Origin of the sequence: Herbaspirillum huttiense (assembly GCF_047300815.1) — a bacterium.
Classification (GTDB): Bacteria; Pseudomonadota; Gammaproteobacteria; order Burkholderiales; family Burkholderiaceae_D; genus Herbaspirillum; species Herbaspirillum huttiense_A.
Genome location: NZ_CP178608.1, coordinates 2908867 through 2928992 on the forward strand (window position 1 = coordinate 2908867; position 20126 = coordinate 2928992).

Annotated in this window: 15 protein-coding genes; 10 read left to right on the forward strand and 5 right to left on the reverse strand. The window is 64.8% G+C overall.

The features are described from left to right. Positions 1–38: 38 nt before the first annotated feature. A complete protein-coding gene (locus ACLRDN_RS13455; protein ID WP_413456681.1) occupies positions 39–2477 on the reverse strand; it encodes an ATP-binding protein in 2439 nt (812 codons plus the stop codon). Positions 2478–2813: 336 nt separating this feature from the next. Between ACLRDN_RS13455 and ACLRDN_RS13460 the strand changes: the two genes are divergently transcribed. The 4 genes from ACLRDN_RS13460 to ACLRDN_RS13475 are packed head-to-tail and all read left to right on the forward strand — an operon-like array spanning position 2814 to position 6976. Beyond that, positions 2814–3599: an SDR family NAD(P)-dependent oxidoreductase gene (locus tag ACLRDN_RS13460; protein ID WP_413456682.1), complete on the forward strand. Its 786-nt coding sequence runs from the start codon at positions 2814–2816 to the stop codon at positions 3597–3599. Between the two features lie 33 nt (positions 3600–3632). After that, positions 3633–3806, forward strand: coding sequence for a hypothetical protein (locus ACLRDN_RS13465; RefSeq protein WP_413456683.1), 174 nt, complete (start codon positions 3633–3635; stop codon positions 3804–3806). A 54-nt stretch (positions 3807–3860) separates the two neighbouring features. After that, entirely contained in the window at positions 3861–6179 is a 2319-nt protein-coding gene (locus tag ACLRDN_RS13470) for a VTT domain-containing protein (protein WP_413456684.1), read from the forward strand. Continuing rightward, a complete protein-coding gene (locus tag ACLRDN_RS13475; protein WP_413456685.1) occupies positions 6179–6976 on the forward strand; it encodes an endonuclease/exonuclease/phosphatase family protein in 798 nt (265 codons plus the stop codon). The genes ACLRDN_RS13470 and ACLRDN_RS13475 overlap by 1 nt, the downstream gene beginning before the upstream one ends. A gap of 21 nt (positions 6977–6997) precedes the next feature. Here ACLRDN_RS13475 and ACLRDN_RS13480 read toward each other — a convergent pair whose 3' ends face one another. From ACLRDN_RS13480 to ACLRDN_RS13495, 4 genes are all read right to left on the reverse strand, one after another. After that, a complete protein-coding gene (locus ACLRDN_RS13480) occupies positions 6998–7336 on the reverse strand; it encodes a hypothetical protein (RefSeq protein WP_413456686.1) in 339 nt (112 codons plus the stop codon). Between the two features lie 417 nt (positions 7337–7753). Next, positions 7754–8404 carry a TetR/AcrR family transcriptional regulator gene (locus tag ACLRDN_RS13485; protein WP_413460395.1) on the reverse strand — a complete coding sequence of 217 codons (651 nt, stop codon included), beginning with the start codon at positions 8402–8404 and terminating at the stop codon, positions 7754–7756. Positions 8405–8512: 108 nt separating this feature from the next. Next, on the reverse strand, positions 8513–9205 hold the full coding sequence (gene lepB / locus ACLRDN_RS13490; protein WP_413456687.1) for a signal peptidase I: 693 nt from the start codon (positions 9203–9205) through the stop codon (positions 8513–8515). Positions 9206–9254: 49 nt separating this feature from the next. After that, positions 9255–10643 carry a CoA transferase gene (locus tag ACLRDN_RS13495; RefSeq protein ID WP_413456688.1) on the reverse strand — a complete coding sequence of 463 codons (1389 nt, stop codon included), beginning with the start codon at positions 10641–10643 and terminating at the stop codon, positions 9255–9257. 244 nt (positions 10644–10887) lie between these two features. On the opposite strand from ACLRDN_RS13495, the gene ACLRDN_RS13500 reads away from it, so the two are divergent. From ACLRDN_RS13500 to ACLRDN_RS13525, 6 genes are all read left to right on the forward strand, one after another. Further along, positions 10888–12441, forward strand: coding sequence for an efflux transporter outer membrane subunit (locus ACLRDN_RS13500; RefSeq protein ID WP_413456689.1), 1554 nt, complete (start codon positions 10888–10890; stop codon positions 12439–12441). Positions 12442–12496: 55 nt separating this feature from the next. Beyond that, on the forward strand, positions 12497–13738 hold the full coding sequence (locus ACLRDN_RS13505) for an efflux RND transporter periplasmic adaptor subunit (RefSeq protein WP_413456690.1): 1242 nt from the start codon (positions 12497–12499) through the stop codon (positions 13736–13738). Next, a complete protein-coding gene (locus tag ACLRDN_RS13510) occupies positions 13735–16887 on the forward strand; it encodes an efflux RND transporter permease subunit (RefSeq protein ID WP_413456691.1) in 3153 nt (1050 codons plus the stop codon). The genes ACLRDN_RS13505 and ACLRDN_RS13510 overlap by 4 nt, the downstream gene beginning before the upstream one ends. Positions 16888–16981: 94 nt before the next feature. Then, a complete protein-coding gene (locus ACLRDN_RS13515) occupies positions 16982–17674 on the forward strand; it encodes a heavy metal response regulator transcription factor (RefSeq protein WP_413456692.1) in 693 nt (230 codons plus the stop codon). Beyond that, positions 17667–19094: a heavy metal sensor histidine kinase gene (locus ACLRDN_RS13520; RefSeq protein WP_413456693.1), complete on the forward strand. Its 1428-nt coding sequence runs from the start codon at positions 17667–17669 to the stop codon at positions 19092–19094. Before ACLRDN_RS13515 ends, ACLRDN_RS13520 begins: the two co-directional genes overlap by 8 nt. A 111-nt stretch (positions 19095–19205) precedes the next feature. Next, complete coding sequence (locus ACLRDN_RS13525) at positions 19206–20120, forward strand: bestrophin family protein (RefSeq protein ID WP_413456694.1); 915 nt, start codon at positions 19206–19208, stop codon at positions 20118–20120. Positions 20121–20126 lie beyond the last annotated feature (6 nt).

The window sequence follows — 20126 nt, forward strand, 5'->3', positions numbered from 1 at the left end:
TGCAGGTTGATGTTTCCAGGGTAACGACAGCAGACCGCTCAGGCCACCTGCGGATCGCCGCCCTGCGGCAGCACCAGCGGATGGGCCGCCACCGATGCCTGGTCCTGGCCGGCTACCGGATAGGGCACATCGATGCCATCGACTTCTACCGCCACACTTTCCGGCAGCATCACGATGATCTGGAAGGCACGGAAGGCGGCGCCCTCCTCGCGGTCCATGAAACAGATCTCGATCTTGCCGTGTTCGCGGGTCACGAAGTCCAGCACCGCATCCATGCCCACGCCGCGTCCCGAGACCTCGGTCACTTCGCTGCGGGTGGAGAAGCCCGGCTGCAGGATCAGGCGCGCAATCTGGGCATCGGTGAGCACCTGGTCCACGCTGATGAGCTGTTTCTCGATACCGATCTGGCGCACCTTGTGCAGGGCCAGGCCGCGGCCGTCGTCGGACAGGGCCATCTGGAACATGTCTTCCATCACACCCATTTCCAGCTTGATGGTGCCGGCTTCGGGCTTGCCCTTGGCCAGGCGCTCTTCGCCCGACTCCAGACCGTGATCGACGGCATTGCGGATCAGGTGCATGAAGACGTTCTGCAGCAGCGGTGCGGCAAAGCTGTGGACCACGTAGCCGTTGTCGTCGATCTGCACCACCGGGGCAGCCTTGCCCAGGTCGCTGGCCAGCGCCGGCAGCGAATCGATCACCGGTGCCAGCACTTCTTCGACCGTCTCGGTACCCAGCAGGCGCAGGGTGCGGCGCACGTCGTTGCGCACGGCCACCAGTTCGTGCAGGTTGGCGGTATTGACGTTTTCCAGGCGCAGCAGGCTTTCCTGGATGTGCTTGCGGTCGATCGTCAGCACATGGCGTTCATAGCCCGGCAGCACCTGGTCGGCCGCAGCGCTGGCGCCACGGCCCAGCGTGACGTCGTTGATGCGGGCGTAGCGGTCGATGATCTCGCGTACCTGGCCCAGCTGCAGCAGCAGTTCTTCCTGGTTCCAGGCGGCACCGCTGGACGGGTGGCGCAGGTCGTCGTAGTGCTGTTCGGCGTGGTGGACCACGTTGGCCAGGTGCAGCAGGCCATACGTGCGGCCATTGCCCTTGATGGTATGCATGTTGCGGAACAGCTTGGCGATGGCAAAGGCCGTGGCTTGCGGGTTCTGGTGGACGATCTGCTCGTTCTCGTCCAGGAAGCGGCGGGCGCTGCCGATGAATTCGCTGAATTTGGCCGGCGCCACGGCGAGGATTTCGCCGATCATTTCCAGTTCACGCTTCTGCTCGTTGGCTTCGGCCGCCAGGTGGCGCAGCTCGGTCACGTCGCGCACGCACAGCATCAGGCGGATCACCAGGTCCTGCTCATCGGTGATGGGCGACCAGGAGAGGTCAAGGATCTTCACACTGCCATCGGCCATGGTCTTTTCGATTTCGCCGACCATCAGGTGTTCGTTGAAGGTGAAGTTCATCACGTCTTCGCCGATGCAGGCACCGCCGATGGCTTCGATCTGCGAGAGCGTGTCGGCGCCGAGATTGGTGTTGGAGAAGACCAGTTCCATCACGTCGCGGCCGGCGATGTCGGTGGTGCCGAACACCGTTTCCAGGAAGGCGGAATATTCCGGATGCACCTTGTTGCCATCGACGATGGTGAGAATGCCCTGCGGAATGTTCTGCAGCATGGCCTGCATGTCGGCGGTCTTCTGGCGCACCTGGGCCGAGGCTTGCTCGATCTTCTCGACCATGCCGTTGAAGGCAACGATGGAGTGGCCCACTTCATCCATGCGCTGCACTGGCAGGCGGCGCGTGAAGTCCTGGCTGGTGGCGATCTCGCCCATCATGGCGGCCATGCGGCTGATCGGACCGGTGATCTGGCGATACAGCAGGAAGCCGATACCGCCCAGCAGCAGCACCGCCACCACGGTGACGATGCTGATGGTGGTGGTGGTCTGCGCCAGCTTGCCGTTGAGCGATGCAATGGCGTTGTCCTTGAAGCGGTTCTTCTCGATGCGCAGGGTATTGACGATGCCTTCGAGCTCGGTCTGGTACTGCATCACGCCGCCGAAGAACTGCGCTTGCGCGATTTCGTTCTTGCCGGCCAGCTTGAACTTGGCCGTGGTGTCGATGGCGCCGAAGTAATTGTCCAGGCTTTCCTTGGCCTGTTCGATCAGGCCGCGCTGGGCCACGCCTTCCGCTTGCCCGGCCTGGGCCGCCAAGGCCTTTTCGAGGACCGCCTTCTTTTCGGCCAGCTTGTCGTTTTCTTGTGCCACCAGCTGGTTGTCGGTCTCGTTGACCATCACCATGGCGGCCAACTGGACGTCCTTCAACTGCCCCATCAGGTCGGCCGAGGCCAGCACGCTGGGCATGACACCCTCAGTGACCGAGCGCACCTCGACGGCACTGCTGCGGGATTGCGTCATCGCATAGCCGCCGATGCCGGCGATGGCGATGAAGGTAAGTATCACCAAGAGCGTGATACGCATGCGGATGGTCATGGAAGTCCCCTTGAGGTGGCGGTGAACCGGCGACGTTTGTACATTTGTTCCAGTTTCTTCCCAAGAAACTGAACGAATGAACAGCCGGTCTGGATGCGGGGCGCATTGTTGCATTGAAGTATTACTGCTGCGTGACAACAAAAACCTTCATCTTTGCCACTATCAGCGACTCGCATTCGCCCCGGCAAAGGCGATCCACGCCAGCATCTTCCTACATCAGCTTGGGGAGCTGTCCGATGGGCCGCGATCAGGGAAGGGCCTAATGTGAAGCTTTTGGTGTCATGGCCGGTCGTGCCCTGCTGCCCTCACGCCTTCCAAGTTGAACAGGAGTTCCGCATGCCCAGCCTCAATCCCTCCCAATTGCAACGTTTCAAGGACAAGGTCGTCATCGTCACCGGTGCCGGCTCCGGCATCGGCGAAGCCACGGCCCGGCGGTTTTCCGACGAAGGTGCCTCGGTTCTGCTGGCCGACCGCGACGCCGCCGCCCTGACCAAGGTTTTCGATTCGCTCCCCGCCGAGCGCACGGCCGCGCGTGAGACCGATGTGTCGCACCATGAAGACGTCAGGCAGATGGTGGATTTCGCCATTGAGCGCTTCGGCCGCATCGATGTGCTGGTCAGCGACGCCGGCATCTTCGCCGAAGGCGACATCACCCAGGTCAGCCCGGAAGACTGGCACCACGTGCAGGCTACCAATGTGAACGGCGTCTTCTACGGCGCCCGTGAAGCCATGCCTCATCTGGAGAAGACGCGCGGCTGCATCGTCAACGTCGCCTCCGTCTCGGGCCTGGGCGCGGACTGGAATCTGGCGGCCTACAACACCTCCAAGGGGGCGGTCGTCAACCTGACGCGCGCCATGGCCATGGACTTCGGCCGCAAAGGCGTACGCGTCAATGCGGTCTGCCCCAGCCTGACCTTCACCGCCATGACCGCCGATGTCGCCGAAGACCAGGAACAACTGGCCAAGTTTGCCGAGCGCATTCCGCTGGGCCGCGGTGCCGACCCGGTTGAAATCGCGTCGGTGATCGCCTTCCTGGCCAGTCCCGACGCCACTTTCGTGACCGGCGTGAATCTTCCTGTCGATGGCGGCGTGACAGCCTCCAATGGCCAGCCCGCGCAATGACCACCTGCGAGACCAAGTGAAGAGGAGTACATCGTGAGCGACAAGATCCCCCTGCCCGAGGAAACCACCGAAGCCACCGAAACCGGCATGGACCAGCGCAAGCCGCGTCCGTTGCCGCACGAGGCGATCAAGGATGACGCCGCCCAGCAATCGCCGCGGCACCCTGCCACGGACGATGAGCATCCGATCTCGGTGGGAAAACCCTGAGCACCCAAAACAACAAACATCAACCCCATGACCACCGACTCCCCGGAGGCTCCGATGTCGTCCCCCACTGTCCAGGAATCCGTCCCGTCAGTACTGCTGCAACCCGGCCGCAATTGCTGGCGGCGCGAACATGCCGGGCGTTTCAAGCTGCTCATCGACGCTGCGGATTATTTCCGCGCGCTGCGCCTGGCCTTGCTCAACGCGCGGCGCAGCGTCTACATCCTGGGGTGGGACATCGACAGCCGCACGGTACTGGTACCGGGGGTCAGCGACGACGGCATGCCGCCGCAGCTTGGCGACTTGCTGCATGCGCTGGCCGAGCGCCAGCCCGACTTGCACATCCACGTCCTCAATTGGGACTACGCCATGCTCTACGCGCTGGAGCGCGAATGGATGATGGCGCGCAAGCCCGGCCGCCCGCGCAACAAGCGCCTGCATTTCCGCACCGATGCACGGCATCCGGTCGGGGCTTCCCATCACCAGAAGATCGTGGTGATTGATGACAAGCTGGCCTTCGTCGGCGGTCTGGACCTTACACGCTGCCGCTGGGACACGCCCGAGCACCTGCCAGACCACCCCTTGCGGCGCGATCCGGACGACAAGCCCTATGCGCCCTTCCACGACGTACAGGCCATGGTCGATGGCGATGCCGCCCGCGCCCTCGGCGAACTGGCACGGCGCCGCTGGAGCCTGGCCGGCTATGCCGAGCGCCGTCCGCTGATGCAGCCAGCGCTGGCCCTGCCGGCTGAGGATCCGTGGCCGGACGGATTCGAGCCGGACCTGTGTGACTTGCAGGTCGGCATTTCCCGTACCGAGCCAGCCTATGAGGGCCGGCCCGGTGTCTTCGAGGTGCGTGAGCTGTACCTGGACGCCATCGCCGGCGCGCAACAGCACCTGTTCTTCGAAAACCAGTATTTCACCTCCAACGTCCTGTCCGAGGCCATCGGCGCCCGGCTGCGCGAATCCCAAGGTCCGGAAGTGGCCGTGATTTCGCCGCAAACGCAGAGCGGATGGCTGGAGCAGGCCACCATGGGCGCCTTGCGCGCGCGCATCCACCACCGTCTCAAGAGCGCGCTGGACAACCAGGGCCAGGAGGCCCAGGCGCGCTACCAGATGTACTGCCCCCACCTGCCCGGACTGGAAGACGGTGCCTGCCTGAACGTGCACAGCAAGGTCTTCACCATGGACGACCGGCTCATTTCGGTGGGTTCAGCCAACATGAGCAATCGCTCCATGGCCTTCGATACCGAATGCAATCTCACCATCGAGGTTCAAGGGGATGCCGGCAAGCAGGAGGAGATCCGCAACGCCATTGCCCTCATGCGCAATCGGCTGCTGGCCGAACACCTGGGTGTGGCACCCGCCGATGTGCAGGCCGCGCTGCAGCGGGAGCACAGCCTGCACGCGGCCATCGCCAGCCTGCGCCAACCCGAGCGGCGCGAACTGCGGCCCATGGATCCGCGCCTCATTCCGGAACTGGATGCATTGACCCAGGACAATGCGGTCTTCGACCCCGAACGTCCGATCAGCCCGGATGAAATCGTCGATGCCTACGTGCCCCGCAGCGCCAGGAAGCCCGTGCCGCGCCGCATGATCGGCCTGGGCGTGCTGGCGGTGGCGCTGGTGGTCTTCGCGCTGGCCTGGCGATTCACGCCGCTGCGCGAGTGGATCAATCTCAGTTCCCTGATCGCCCTGGCCCGCAGCGTCGACAAGATGCCCTTTACCCCGGCCATCGTCATTGCCGCCTTTGTCGTGGCGGGCATGCTGATGGTGCCCATTACGGTGCTCATTGCGGTGGCGGGCGTGGTCTTCGGGCCGGTCAATGGCGGGCTCTATGCCACTGCCGGCGTGGGCTTGAGCGCCCTGCTCGGTTTTGGCCTGGGACATTGGCTGGGCCACGACGCGCTGCGCGACATGCTGGGCCCGCGCATCAACAACCTGAGCCGCCGCTTCGCCCAGCGCGGCATCGCGGCCATGGCGGTGGTGCGTTTGCTGCCCATCGCGCCCTTCACGGTAGTCAACGTGGTGGCGGGTGCTTCCCACCTCGGCATGCGCGACTACCTGCTGGGTACGCTCATCGGCATGCTCCCTGGCATCGTGCTGACCGTGGTCTTCTCGCACAACCTGGCCGAAGCGATCCGCCACCCCAGCATGCAGACAGTGCTGATCCTGGTCGGCGTGACCGCTGCGCTCATGCTCATGGCCTTTGGACTGCAAAAGCTGCTCAAGCCGCGTGAGGGCAAGAAGAATGGCAAGCAGGCCGGCAAGTCCGCCTCCGACCAGACGCGCAAAGTCACCGCAACATCGCCATCCAACGACGACGGCATGGCACGCCTGAATGCGGAACACGGCGTGGAGGCAAGGCAGGCCTGATGCGTTCCGAACCCTTTTCGCATCTTGCGCCGCCGCGCCCCGCGGCACAGCAGGCGCATTCCGATACCGAGCTCGTCCTCAGCGGCGACGTGCCGCTGCATGACCTCGACCCGTGGCCGCTCACGGTTGCCACCTACAACATTCACGGCGCGGTAGGTACGGATGGCCGCTTTGCGCCCCGGCGCATCGCCCGGGTGTTGCAGGAGATCAACGCCGATGTGGTCGCGCTGCAGGAGGTCCCCTTGGGAGGCAGCGCCCAGCCCGACGTGCTGGCCCTGCTGAAGGAGGAAACGGGATTTTTTGCAGTGGAAGGCCCGACCATGCAGAGCGAGGAAAGACGCTATGGCAATGCGGTCCTGAGCCGCTATCCCATCCTGGCCAAAGAGAGCATCGATCTTTCTTTCGGCAGCCGCGAACCACGCGGGGCGCTGGATGCAGATATCGATTGCCACGGCCACATGCTGCGCGTGATCGCCACCCATCTCGGCCTGAAACCGGCCGAGCGCCGCGCCCAGATCAAGCGGCTGCTGCAGGCTTTTGATACCAACCAGGCGCCCGTGATCCTGATGGGGGACGTCAATGAGTGGTTCATGTGGGGACGCACCCTGCGCTGGCTGGTCTCCCACTTCGAAGCGGCACCAGCGCCGCGCACCTTTCCGTCGCGGCTGCCCTTGTTTGCACTGGACCGCATCTGGATCAGTCCGCGCCAGCGCCTGCTGCAGGTGCATGTGCACCGCTCGGCGATGTCCCGCGTGGCGTCCGATCACCTGCCGCTGGTGGCGCACATCGACGGATGAGCGCCGATTGGCCGCATAACGTCAGCCTGCGCTGCGCTTGCCGCTCCACAGCTTTACAGCGAGAGCAATCCAGATCAGCAGGAACAGCATATTGCCCGGCAACCAGATCATCTGGGTCCAGATGTAATCCCGTACCCACATCGAGACCGCCTCGCGGCAATCGCACACCTGATCGGCATAGAACAATTCACCGCCACTGCGCGCGGCCACGAACTGCAGCCAGAGAAATCCCAATAACAGCGGAATGCCGACGACACCGGTCAGGCACCATCGCCGCATCTTGCGGTAACGGCGGCATTGGTCGTCGCGGCGTGGCGAGGCGTTGCCGCCCCGGCATGGCTGCATGGCGTTGCTGTGCATGTTTCCCCCTTGCACTGGCCTGTCTTGCATGTTTGGTTGCCCCTGGGTCACCGCTGCGCCGTCATGACGACGCCCAAATGCGCTGCGGCAACCATGAGCCAGTCTCCCCGTGCGGGAAACCGGCAATGTCTGTTCGGATCAACGTCGCTTGGAAGAGCGCCGGCCTGCACCGGCGCATGGGAAGAAACAGGCCGTCTGACACACCGGCGGCTCGCATTTCCCGAGGGCTGTCCTCCGCGCCCTCTGCGGAGGAAGAAAGAGATTTTTATCGTCGTTTCGCGCCGTCTGCTGGCGCTTTCAGCTTGGCCCGGTTGCCCGGAATCGCTGATTTTTGACGCAAAAGTTCACTTGCCCAGAACCAATACGATACGTTTCGTCTCGGATTCTAGGTGCAATCATGGTACTGCTCAACAAAATTTACGCTTGTTGGCTCGAAATTTTACTAGGCGTCGAAAAGGGTTGGGACAGCGCGATGCTGCCCAGGACCAGCTTCAGTTGGGACTGAATCTGGCGCTCGTCGATCTCGCCGCTGCCGGTCAGCAGACGCTGCAGTACGGGGGCATACAGCAGGTCGAAGACCAGGTTGAGGTCGGCGTCTTCCCGGAACTCGCCGCGTTGGGCACCACGGCGCAGCACGTTGACCAGCGCCAGACGGCGCGGCTCCAGGTAGTTGTCATTGAAGATGCGTTTGCTTTCGGGTTCGAACTGGGCCAGTGCAATCATCTCGCGCACCACCCGGCCGGACTTGCCGCCCAGCAACTGGGACAGTTGCAGCATGTGCTGCTCGATGTCTTCACGGGCCGAGCCGCTGTCGCCGATGGGCGGCGTGGGCTCTACGGCGCGCAGCAAAGCTTCCATGGCCAGCGCGCTCTTGTTGGGCCACCAGCGGTAGATGGTGGCCTTGCCCACGCCGGCGCGCGCGGCCACACCCTCCAGGGAGAGCTTGTCGAAACCGATCTCCTCGAGCATCACATAAGTGGCATCGAGGATGGCGTCATGGCTGACGGCATTCCTGCGGCGACCGGTGGCCGGGTCGGAGATGAAGGTGAGAGAAATGATGTGCTCCAGATGACAAAGGCATGTTTTCCGTCTTTGATAACGGCATGCTTTTGGACAACTTGAGCGATTGACAGCAAAAAAACGGAGATTTTTGTGACAAAAATCTCCCGAACCGCATCACTGCACGGTGACAGCGTCCAGCCGACGCCCGAAACGCTCCAGTCGCGGCTTGTAGAACTGCTCCGCATCCAGCGAAAAAGCGATGCGACGAGTGCGCCCCATCAGCTCGCTGCGCGCAAAGAAGCCGAAATAGCGCGAATCCATGCTGTTGTCGCGATTGTCGCCCAGCATCAGGTAGTGATCAGCCGGCACCACCACCGGGCAGAAGCTGCTGTGCAGGCTGGGATGGGCGTCGGACAGGCGCACCATGTGGTTCATGCCGTCCAGCCTTTCATCGCGATAGCGCGCCTGGTCCACGCCATCGCCGCTCTCGGGCCGTGCGTGCGCGGGGCCATAGCTGGCCGCCTGGCCGTTGATGAAGAGCACGTTGTCGCGCAGCTCCACCACGTCGCCCGGCAGGCCGATGATGCGCTTGAGCAGCAGTTCACCGGCCTCTTTTGAATCGACGGTGACGATGTCGCCACGCTGCGGCTCGCCCAGGCGGGCCAGGCTGATGTGGGTCAGCGGCACGCGCAGGTCATAGGCCAGCTTGTCGACCAGGATGCGGTCGCCCACCATCACGGTGGGGAGCATGGAGCCGCTGGGCACCACGTTGTAGTCGGCAATGGCGCTGCGAAACACCACCATCAATGCGATGAAGGCCAGCAGGCCCTTGTTGGCTGCCACCAGTTTTTTGAGCGGGAAGGTCATGTTGCCGTCTCGTTGGTTGTTTTCACGAAGACCCCCATGCTAAATGAAATCAGCTCCATGCGGGCTGGACGCTGCGCAAGGGCGAGGCTGGCCGGTCCCAGGCCATTTCGGCCAGCCCCACGCTCACCGGCCCACGCAGGCGCTGCGCCGGGCCCCAGGTGGTCATCTCCCGGTGCGGATGCACATCGGACGGCGTTTCAGCGGCCAGTGGCGCCTCGCCTGGCGTGGCGGGATAATCAGCCAGCAGGCGCGCCGTGCGTGCCAGCGACAACCGGTATTGGCTCCCGCCGCCGTCGATCTGGCGCTGCGTGAGCCCCCGCACGGCGGCGGCCGCCATGAGATAACCGGTCGCATGATCCAGCGCCTGCACCGGCAGCGGCACCGGCTTGTCGCTACCCGCGGCCCGCATGCCGGCCTCGGCAATGCCGCTGGTCATCTGCACCAGGCTGTCGAAGCCGCGCCGCGCCGCCCACGGGCCGCTCCAGCCGTAGGCATTGAGGGCCACGTCGACCAGGCCGGGGTTCAGTTCCCGCCGCCGCTGCGCGCCCAGGCCCAGGCGCTCCAAGGCATCGGCACGGTAGCCGTGCACCATCACGTCGGCCTGCTGCACCAGCGCTTCCAGAATGGCCCGCTCGGCCGGATGGCGCAGGTCCAGTCCGGCGCAACGCTTGCCGAGGGTCATTTCGGGGACCACGCCCGGCTCCTCCCATGAGGCCGGATCAATGCGCAGCACGTCGGCCCCGAAAGCAGCCAGCAAACGAGTGGCAGTCGGGCCGGCCAGCACCCGCGTCAGATCCAGTACCCGCACGCCCGCCAGCGGCCTTGCCGCATCGACCGGGCGCGCCGCAGCAGCGGCTCCTTCGAAGCGCTGGCAGGCCACCAGCGGCTCGGCCGCCACGGCCGCGCCCTGCGGATGGGTTGCCCATTGCGCCTGGCTGCGCATTTCGGCGGCGCAGCCACCGTGGGCTACCACGGCGCTTTCCAGTTCGCTGGCGCGCCAGCCTGAGACGGCGCGCCCCACGTCCTCACGCGTGGCCTGCCTTGCATCCAGCCCCAGCGCTGCCAGGGCAGCGGCACGATGATGGCTGGCATTGGTGTGCAGGCGTATCCAGCCATCGGCGGCGCGGTAATCGCCCGCCACCGCATCCCACAAGGGCGGCGGCGCCCAGCCCTGTGGCCGCAGGCTGCTGCTGAACCACATCGCCGCCAGGCGGCGGTCGCAGATCACGTCAAGAGTCGCCCCGCCCGCGCTTTGGACCAGCCCCGCCAGCGCCAGTCCGGCTGCCGCCACCGACGCCTGGGCCAGGTCGGTGGTCGCAAACACGGAAGGCAGCGCGCCTTCGCCCGTCAGGCGCACGGCGGCAAGGGCATCAGGAGGGCCGTCGAGTGCGCTCCAGATCGTGGCGAGCATGGTTTGCGCAGTGGAATGGAAGGGCATGGAGGTCCTTGTGAAGGCGCTGGCGAAGCAAGCAGAATACTCATTTCCGAGCATGGCCGCACCGGGCCATGGGGCCTAGCCTGCGTCAATGTACGCCCTGGCTGACAAAATTGTCATATTGATGTCAGCCTCGCGTTGAGGGGCCGGGCTTACAGTAGCGCCGTAAGCAGAGGTCGGCCGTGGGCGCTGAGGGGCGCCGCAGGGTCGGCCAGTCCTTCATCAGCAAGCCATCATCGTGAGCCCTATGGTCGTCCCGTTTCGCCGCGCCGCAGCCAGCGTCAGTCTTCGTCATTTCACTCATCCCCCACAACACTCCCCCTTCCGCGCCAAGAAGGGAATGACGGTGCTGGCGCTGGCCGCGCTGCTGGGCGGCTGCGCCGTCGGGCCCGACTACGTGCGCCCGGCCATCGACCTGCCCCAGGCCTACAAGGAACAAGGCCCCTGGAAAGTGGCCGCACCGCGCCAGGCCGACGACCGCCAGCGCTGGTGGGAAGCCTATGGCGACCCCATCCTCAATGACCTGGTCAGCCAGGCCAATGCCGCCAACCAGACTATCCAGCAGGCTGCCGCCCAGTATCGCCAGGCCCAGGCCACGGCGGCGGTCGCCCGTGCCAGCCTGTGGCCGACCGTCGGTGCGCAGGCCGGCGCCACGCGCGCGCAAACCAATACCAACGGCGTGCAACGCCTGGCCGACAACTACACCGTGGGTCTGAATGCCTCGTGGGAAGCCGACCTCTGGGGCCGCATCCGCCGTGGTGCCGAAGCGGGCGACGCCAACGCCGAAGCCAGCGCCGCCAGCCTGGCCGCCGCCCGCCTGGCGATCCAGGCCACGCTGGCCCAGAACTACCTGCAACTGCGCGTGACCGACCTGCAAAAGGATTTGTATCGGCGCACCGTGGCGGCCTATACGCGCTCGCTGCAACTGACCACCCATCAATACGAAGCCGGCACCGCACTGCGCTCGGATGTGGCCCAGGCCGAGACCCAACTGCGTTCGGCCCAGGCGCAGCTGATCGACCTGGATGCGACCCGCAACCAGCTGGAACACGCCATCGCCATGCTGATCGGCAAGGCCCCGGCCGCCTTCAGCCTGGCCCCGCTGCCGGGGGCCGAGGCCAGCGACAGCGCCATGGATGCCAACGCCCAGCGCCTGCAGGCCAGCCTGCCGCAGATGCCGGCCGGCTTGCCCTCGGACCTGCTGGAGCGCCGCCCCGACATCGCCAATGCCGAGCGCCTGGCGGCCGCCGCCAATGCCAACATCGGCGTGGCGCGGGCGGCCTACTTCCCCACGCTCACGCTCTCCACCAGCGGCGGCTACAACGGCGCCTCCTTCGCCAATCTCTTCAACACCCCTGGCCGGGTCTGGTCGCTGGGCGCGGCCCTGGCCGAGACCCTCTTCGACGGTGGCGCACGCAGTGCCCGCAATGATGCCGCCCTGGCCGCCTATGACGCCGCCGCTGCGCAATACAAGCAGACCGTCCTGGCCGGCCTGCAGGATGTGGAAGACAACCTCTCCACCCTGCGCGTGCTGGACCAGGAAAGCGCGGTCCAGGCCCAGGCCGTGAAATCGGCGCAACTGGCCGAGCGCCTGGCCCTGAGCCAATACCAGGCCGGCACCGTGACCTACCTGTCGGTGGTGACCACCCAGGCCACTTCCCTGACCAACCAGCGCAGCGCCGTGACCCTGCTGGGGCGGCAGCTGGTGGCCAGCGTGGCGCTGATCAAGGCCACCGGTGGCGGCTGGCAGGCCGGTCAAATCGATCCGGCCAGTGCCCAGACACCGATGGCGGCCCGCTGAAGCGGGCACTGCACATTTCGAATCCAACGTGACCCTTCCAGGACGAGTTTCAGGCATGACCACCTCACCCAACTCCCCCCAGACTGCGCGCATTGCGCAACGCTCTTCGCTGGCCATTTTTGTCGCCACCGCCCTGCTCCTCGGCGCCGGCGTCGGTGGCTGGACCCTCATGCAACACGCCACGGCCGCCGACCAGCCCGCCGCCAAGGCGCCACCGCCGGTGTCGGTGTCGGTGGCCCGCGTGCAGGAGCGCGACATGCCCCTGTATCTCGCCGGCGTGGGCACGGTCACCGCCAATGCCAGTGTCGTGGTGAAGACGCGCATTGACGGCCAGCTGGAGAAAGTCGGCTTCGAGGAAGGCCAGGAGGTCAAAAAGGGACAGTTGCTGGCCCAGATCGACCCGCGCGCGCTGCAAGCGCAACTGGCCCAGGCCGAAGCACAGCGTGCCAAGGACAGCGCTACCCTCATGAATGCGCGCCTGGACCTGCAGCGCTATGACACCCTGCGCAGCCAGGACGCGGCGACCCAGCAGCAGCTCGATACGCAAAAGGCCCTGGTCGCGCAGCTGGAAGCGGCGGTCAAGACCGATGAGGCGCAAGTGGCCTATGCCAAGGTGCAATTGAGCTATACCACCATCAACGCTCCCCTGTCCGGCCGAGTCGGCGCGCGCCTGGTCGATCCGGGCAATATCGTGCACGCTGCCGATGCCAATGGCCTGGTGGTCATCAACCAGATCGATCCGATCACCCTGGTCTTCACCCTGCCCGAAGAAGCCGTGGTCGGCATCAACCGCGCCCAGCGCAGCAGCCAGCAGGCGCTCAAGGTCATCGCCTATGCGCGTGATTCGCAGGAAGTGCTGGCTACCGGCAAGCTGGTGCTGCTGGACAACCAGATCAACACCACCAACGGCACCGTGCAACTGAAGGCGCGCTTCGACAATGCCGAGCACAAGCTGTGGCCGGGCCAGTACGTCAATGCGCGCCTGCAGATGAACAGCCACGGCAATGCCTTGACCGTCCCGGCGGCCGCCATCCAGCGCAACCAGCAAGGGACCTACGTCTATGCCATCAGCAGCGATGACAAGGCCAACATGCAGCCCGTCAAGGTCGAGCGCATCCAGGATGGCATAGCCGTGCTGGGTGCCGACAGCGGCCTGACGGCGGACCAGCGCGTGGTCATCGACGGCCAGTACAAGCTCAAGCCGGGCAGCCGCATCGTGGAAAGCAAGCCGCAGCCGGCCAAGGGCGCTGTTGCTGCGCCTGCCGCCAACGCTGAAGCGAAAGGAAGCACCAAGTGAGCGTCTCCGCCGCCTTCATCAAGCGCCCCATCGGCACCACGCTGCTGGCCATCGCCATCCTGCTGGTGGGCATCGCGGTGTGGCCGCTGCTGCCGGTCGCGCCCTTGCCTCAGGTCGATTTCCCGACCATCCAGGTGACCGCGCAATTGCCGGGAGGTAGTCCCGAGACCATGGCCTCCAACGTGGCGCAGCCGCTGGAACGCCAGTTTTCGCTGATCGCGGGTCTGTCGCAGATGACCTCGCAGAGCACCCTGGGCAGCACCCAGATCACCCTGCAGTTCGACCTGAACCGCAACATCGATGCCGCTGCGCTGGACGTGCAGGCGGCCATCAACGCCTCCACCGGCCAGCTGCCGGCCAACCTGCCCAATCCGCCGACCTTCCGCAAGATCAACCCGGCTGATTCGCCCATCATGATCATGGCGGTGCAGTCCGATGCGCTGCCGCTGACCGTGGTCAACGACTATGCCGACAACATCCTGGCCCAGCAGATCTCGCAGATCTCGGGCGTGGGCCTGGTGAGCGTGAATGGCCAGCAGAAGCCGGCCGTGCGCATCCAGATCGATCCGGCCAAGATCGCCACGCTGGGCATCAGCCTGGAAGACATCCGCGGCGTCATCGCCACCACCACCGTGAACCAGCCCAAGGGGACGGTCGATGGCGCACGCCAGGCCTTCACCGTCTATACCAACGACCAGTTGCTCAAGGCCGAGCAGTGGAACGACATGGTCCTGGCCTGGCGCAATGGCGCGCCGATCCGCGTCAAGGACATCGGCATCGCCATCGACGGCCCGGAGAACAACAAGATCGCCGCCTGGGCCTTCGCCGGTGCGGCCAATACGGCCGATCACACCATCACCAATGGCCGCTCCATCGTGCTGGCCATCACCAAGCAGCCCGGTGCCAACGTGATCGACACCGTGGGCCGCATCAAGGCCGCCATGCCACGCCTGCGCGCGGCCATCCCGGCGGCCATCCACGTCAATACCCTGATCGACCGTACCCAGACCATCCGCGCATCGGTCGAGGATGTGGAATTCACCTTGGTGCTGACCATCGCACTGGTGGTGATGGTGATCTTCGTGTTCCTGCGCAATGTGGCGGCCACGCTGATTCCGTCGGTGACGGTGCCGCTGGCCATCATGGGTACGGCCGGGGTCATGTATGTGGTCGGCTACAGCCTGGACAATCTCTCGCTGATGGCGCTGACCATTGCGGTCGGTTTCGTGGTGGATGATGCCATCGTCATGCTGGAAAACATCTACCGCTACGTCGAGGAGGGCATGTCGCCGCTGGAAGCGGCCCTGAAGGGTGCGGGCGAGATCGGCTTCACCATCATCTCGATCTCGGTGTCGCTGGTGGCGGTGTTCATTCCGCTGCTGCTGATGGGCGGCATCGTCGGACGCCTGTTCCGCGAATTCGCCGTGACGGTGACGCTGACCATTGCGGTCTCGGTCATCATCTCGCTCACGCTCACGCCCATGCTGTGCTCGCGCTTCCTCAAGAATGAACACGGCCGCCAGCACGGTAAGCTGTACCAGTGGTTCGAGCGCTGCTTCGATGCCATGCTCAATGGCTACAAGCGCGGGCTGGACGTGGTGATGAAGCACCAGTTCATCACCCTGATGAGCTTCATCGCCACGGTGGCGCTGACGGTGGTGCTGTTCATCTTCATTCCCAAGGGTTTCTTCCCGCAGCAGGACAATGGCGTCATCGTCGGCTTTGCCGAATCGGCCCAGGATACGTCCTCGGCAGCCATGCAGGAGCGGCTGCTGAAGGTAGCCGAGGTGGTGCGCCAAGACCCGGACGTGATCGGTTTCGCCATGAGTGCCGGCTCCACCACCTTCAATACCGGGCAATTCTTCATCGCGTTGAAACCCAAGGATGAAGGCCGCACCACCAATGCCGACGAGATCATCGCGCGCCTGCGTCCGCAGGTGGCCAAGGTCCAGGGCGTGAACCTGTTCATGCAGGCCAGCCAGGACATCAACGTCGGTGGCCGCCTCTCGCGCACCCAGTACCAGTACACCATCACCGATACCGACCTGGATGAACTGAATGTCTGGGCACCGCGCATGCTGGAGCGTTTCCGCCAGCTGCCGCAGCTGACCGACGTGGCCTCCGACCAGCAGAACCAGGCCGCGGCGGCCGTCATCACCATCGACCGGGCACGTGCGTCCAGCTTTGGCATCTCGCCTTCGCTCATCGACGCCACCATCTATGACGCCATCGGCCAGCGCCAGGTGGCGCAATTCTTCACGCAGATCAACAGCTATCGCGTGATCATGGAGGTGACGCCGCAGTTGCAAAAGGATCCTTCACTGTTCGACAAACTCTACCTGACCTCACCGCTGACCGGCCAGCAGGTGCCGCTGTCGACCTTCGTGAAGGTCGATACCACCAAGACCTCCTACCTGTCGATCAGCCACCAGAGCCAGTTCCCGGCCGTGACCATTTCCTTCAACCTGGCCAAGGGCGTCTCGCTGGGCGAAGCAGTGGACATCATCCAGAAGACCAAGGATGAGATGGGCGTGCCGCAGACGCTGGTGGGCAACTTCCAGGGCACGGCCAAGGCCTTCGGCGATTCGCTGGCCTCGCAGCCTTACCTGATCGCTGCGGCCCTGATCGCGGTCTACATCGTGCTGGGCCTGCTCTACGAGAGCTACATCCACCCGCTGACCATTCTCTCGACCCTGCCCTCGGCCGGCGTGGGGGCGCTGCTGATCCTGATGATCGGCGGCTACGACCTCTCGGTGATTGCCCTCATCGGCATCATCCTGCTGATCGGCATCGTCAAGAAGAACGGCATCATGATGATCGACTTCGCCCTCACCGCCGAGCGCACCCAGGGCATGAAGCCGGAAGAAGCGATCTACCAGGCCTGCCTGCTGCGCTTCCGTCCCATCATGATGACCACCATGTGCGCCCTGCTCTCGGGCCTGCCGCTCATGCTCGGCCATGGCGCCGGCTCCGAGCTGCGCCGCCCGCTGGGCTATGCCATGGTCGGCGGCCTGGTGCTGTCGCAGGCGCTCACGCTCTTCACCACGCCGGTGGTCTATCTGTACCTGGACCGCGCGCACTACTGGTACGAACGCAAGAAGAAGGCAAGGCAGGAACGCAAGGCCGCGCGCCTGGCGCAGGAACATTGAGACCCGCGCCGGTTCATCAACAAGGGGCCGGGAAGGTAGAATCCGGCATGGGCGAGTGCCGGGGAGTGTTCCCGGTGCCGCCAGTGGAGAGCGCATGAAGATCCTGATAGTCGAAGACGAGCAAAAGATGTCCGAATACCTCTGCAAGGGCCTCACCGAGCAGGGGTGCGCGGTGGATGTGGCCAGCAACGGGGTCGATGGCCAGCACCTGGCGATCCAGCATGACTACGACGTCATCGTGCTGGACGTGATGCTGCCTGGCCTGGATGGCTTTGCCGTGCTGCGTTCGCTGCGTACCGTCAAGCAGACCCCGGTCATCATGCTGACCGCGCGCGACAGCGTGGAAGACCGCATCAAGGGCTTGCATGACGGCGCCGATGATTACCTCATCAAGCCCTTCTCTTTCCTCGAACTGCTGGCCCGCCTGCAGGCCCTGACCCGCCGTGGCCGGGTGCAGGAAGCGCCGCAGCTGCGCATCGGCGACCTGCAGATCGACCTGATCTCGCGCAAGGCCTTCCGGGGCGGGCTGCGCATCGACCTCACCGCCAAGGAATTTGCCCTCCTGGCCGTGATGGCACGGCGACAGGGCGAGATCCTCTCCAAGACGGCCATTGCCGAACTGGTCTGGGACATGAACTTCGACAGCAATACCAACGTGGTGGAAGTGGCCATCAAGCGCTTGCGCGCCAAGATCGACGCGCCCTTCGAGCAGAAGCTGTTGCATACCGTGCGCGGCATGGGTTACGTGCTGGAGCCGCGCGCCGCCTCCGATACCGGCGATGAGTGAGACCGCTGCCGCACCGGTAAAGAAGCGCCGCCTGCCGCTGCGCCAGTCCATCACTGCGCGCCTGGTGCTGATGTCGGCCGCCTCGGCGCTGCTGATCTTCGCCGTGGCCGGCGTGGCGCTCTACACCGTCCTGAAGGGCGAGTTGCTGCGCCATGAACGCGATGCCCTCTTCACCACCCTCAACGACATTAGCTACCAGATCGAACGCGCCGGCAATACCGAGCGCTGGAGCCGCGTGCAGTTGAAGCTGTCGACGCTGTCGCAGGCGGATCAACACGTGTTTTTCTGGATCGCCAGCGATGATCCCCGCTACACCTATGGCGACCTCACGCGGCTGTCGCCCTCGGCCATCAATCATGCCGACGGCAAGCTGGTCGGGCGCCTGCATCTACCCGGCCGCGCTTATCCGCTGCACATCATGACGCGCACGCTACCGGCCTTCGAGGATCGTCCTGAAGTGCGCGTGACGGTCGGTGTCGATGGCGCCCCCTACTTCGAGATGCGCCGCACCTTCCTGGTGGCCACCACCATTTCTTCGCTGCTGGGCATCGTGCTGGCCGTCATCTCCAGCTACTGGATCGCCCGTGCCGGGCTGGCGCCGCTGCGCCGCATGTCGGCGCGTGCGCAGAGCTTTTCGCCGCGCAAGCTGTCGGCCCGCATGCCGGTGGAAGCCTTGCCGGAGGAATTGTCGGTATTGGCCGATGCCTTCAACGGCGCGCTCGAACGCATCGAGCAAGCCTATACGCAACTGGAAGCCTTCAATGCGGACGTCGCCCATGAATTGCGCACGCCCCTGGCCAACCTGATCGGCGAGACCCAGGTGGCGCTGGCGCGCGAACGCAGTGCGGGGGAATTCAAGGACGTGCTGCAATCGAACCTGGAAGAGCTGGACCGCATCCGCTCCATCGTCAACGACATGCTGTTCCTGGCGCGTTCCGACCAGGGCGAAGCGGCGACGGCGCGCGTGCCGGCCAGCGTGGCAGAGGCGGTGCAGAAGACCGTGGATTTCTTCGAGTTCGTGCTCGATGACACGGGCATGTCCATCACGGTGGCCGGTGACCTCGACGCTACGGCCACCATGGAAACGGCACTCTTCAAGCGCGCCCTGACCAACCTGATCCAGAACGCGATCCAGCATTCGCCGCAGGGCGCGCAGTTGCGCATCGACATTTCCGGTGGCCACGAGATGGTGCGCGTGGCCGTCACCAATCCCGGCCCGGCCATCGACGAACAGCACCTGCCACGCCTGTTCGACCGTTTCTACCGCGTCGACAGCGCCCGCCAGGACATCAACGGCAGCCATGGCCACGGCCTGGGGCTGGCCATCGTCAAGGCGGTGGCGCGCATGCATGGCGGGCGCGCTTTTGCCAGCAGCAGCGGCGGGCACAATACCATCGGCTTTACCATCGCCCGACAATAGCGGAAACACCAGGCCCAGGCGGGCTGTGTGCAGGCGAGTACGCAGCAGCTGTACATCCTCCCAGCCACCGCAGGGGCGTACCATTTCCTTCCGTCTTGCCAGGATCGCGCCATGATCGTTCGCCCACAGCTCCACTGGTTCCGCATGCTGTTCATCTGGAACGGCTCGGTCCTGCGCACCATCATCCCGCAGATGGCCATGATGACGACCTTTTCTACCCTGGCTGTCTTCACCGGTGGCAAGATCTTCGGGGACAAGCTGCCCTTGAATACGTCCACTTTCACGCTGATGGGCGTGGCGCTGGCGATCTTCCTGGCTTTTCGCAACAATGCCAGCTACGACCGCTACTGGGAGGGACGCAAGATCTGGGGCGCCCTGCTGATCGCCTCGCGCGCCCTGGCTTCACAGGGACTGCGCTATGGCCTGGCCGGAGGCGATGAAGGACGAAAGTCACTCTTCATCGCGCGCCTGATCGCGCTGGCCTTCGCGCTCAAGCACCAGTTGCGCAAGAGCTCCGCGCAGCAAGACATGGCACGGCTGCTGCCGCAGGCGCCGGCCGGTACCCCGGCGCAATACCTGCCGGTGCAGCAGATGGACCAGTTGCGTGGCATGCTGGCTGCCGCCCACCGCGACGGACATCTTGCCGATGCCCACCTCTGGGCCTGCGACCAGCAGTTGAATGACATCAACCACTGCATCGGCGCCTGCGAGCGCATCGCGTCCACCCCGATCCCGTTTGCCTACGGCGTGCTGCTGCACCGTACCGTCTATCTCTATTGTCTCCTGCTGCCCTTCGGCCTGGTGGATACCATCGGCTATGCCACGCCGCTGATTTCGGTGTTCGTTTCCTACACGTTCCTGGCGCTGGAGGCCATCGCGGGAGAAATATCGGCCCCGTTTGCGGCCTCCCCCAACGGCCTGGCACTCGATGCCATCTGCATCGAGATAGAACGATCCTTGTGCGAACTGGCCGGCCAGCCCTTGCCACCGGCTGCCCGCTGCGGCAAGGATTACCGTCTGGACTGAGCGTGC

Excerpts from the sequence above, each read along its gene's own strand:
- lepB (WP_413456687.1), bottom strand. The coding sequence starts at position 9,205 with ATGACCTTCCCGCTCAAAAAACTGGTGGCAGCCAACAAGGGCCTGCTG.
- ACLRDN_RS13495 (WP_413456688.1), bottom strand. The coding sequence starts at position 10,643 with ATGCCCTTCCATTCCACTGCGCAAACCATGCTCGCCACGATCTGGAGC.
- ACLRDN_RS13480 (WP_413456686.1), bottom strand. The coding sequence starts at position 7,336 with ATGCACAGCAACGCCATGCAGCCATGCCGGGGCGGCAACGCCTCGCCA.
- ACLRDN_RS13520 (WP_413456693.1), top strand. The coding sequence starts at position 17,667 with ATGAGTGAGACCGCTGCCGCACCGGTAAAGAAGCGCCGCCTGCCGCTG.
- ACLRDN_RS13525 (WP_413456694.1), top strand. The coding sequence starts at position 19,206 with ATGATCGTTCGCCCACAGCTCCACTGGTTCCGCATGCTGTTCATCTGG.
- ACLRDN_RS13470 (WP_413456684.1), top strand. The coding sequence starts at position 3,861 with ATGTCGTCCCCCACTGTCCAGGAATCCGTCCCGTCAGTACTGCTGCAA.
- ACLRDN_RS13460 (WP_413456682.1), top strand. The coding sequence starts at position 2,814 with ATGCCCAGCCTCAATCCCTCCCAATTGCAACGTTTCAAGGACAAGGTC.
- ACLRDN_RS13505 (WP_413456690.1), top strand. The coding sequence starts at position 12,497 with ATGACCACCTCACCCAACTCCCCCCAGACTGCGCGCATTGCGCAACGC.
- ACLRDN_RS13455 (WP_413456681.1), bottom strand. The coding sequence starts at position 2,477 with ATGACCATCCGCATGCGTATCACGCTCTTGGTGATACTTACCTTCATC.
- ACLRDN_RS13475 (WP_413456685.1), top strand. The coding sequence starts at position 6,179 with ATGCGTTCCGAACCCTTTTCGCATCTTGCGCCGCCGCGCCCCGCGGCA.
- ACLRDN_RS13515 (WP_413456692.1), top strand. The coding sequence starts at position 16,982 with ATGAAGATCCTGATAGTCGAAGACGAGCAAAAGATGTCCGAATACCTC.
- ACLRDN_RS13500 (WP_413456689.1), top strand. The coding sequence starts at position 10,888 with ATGGTCGTCCCGTTTCGCCGCGCCGCAGCCAGCGTCAGTCTTCGTCAT.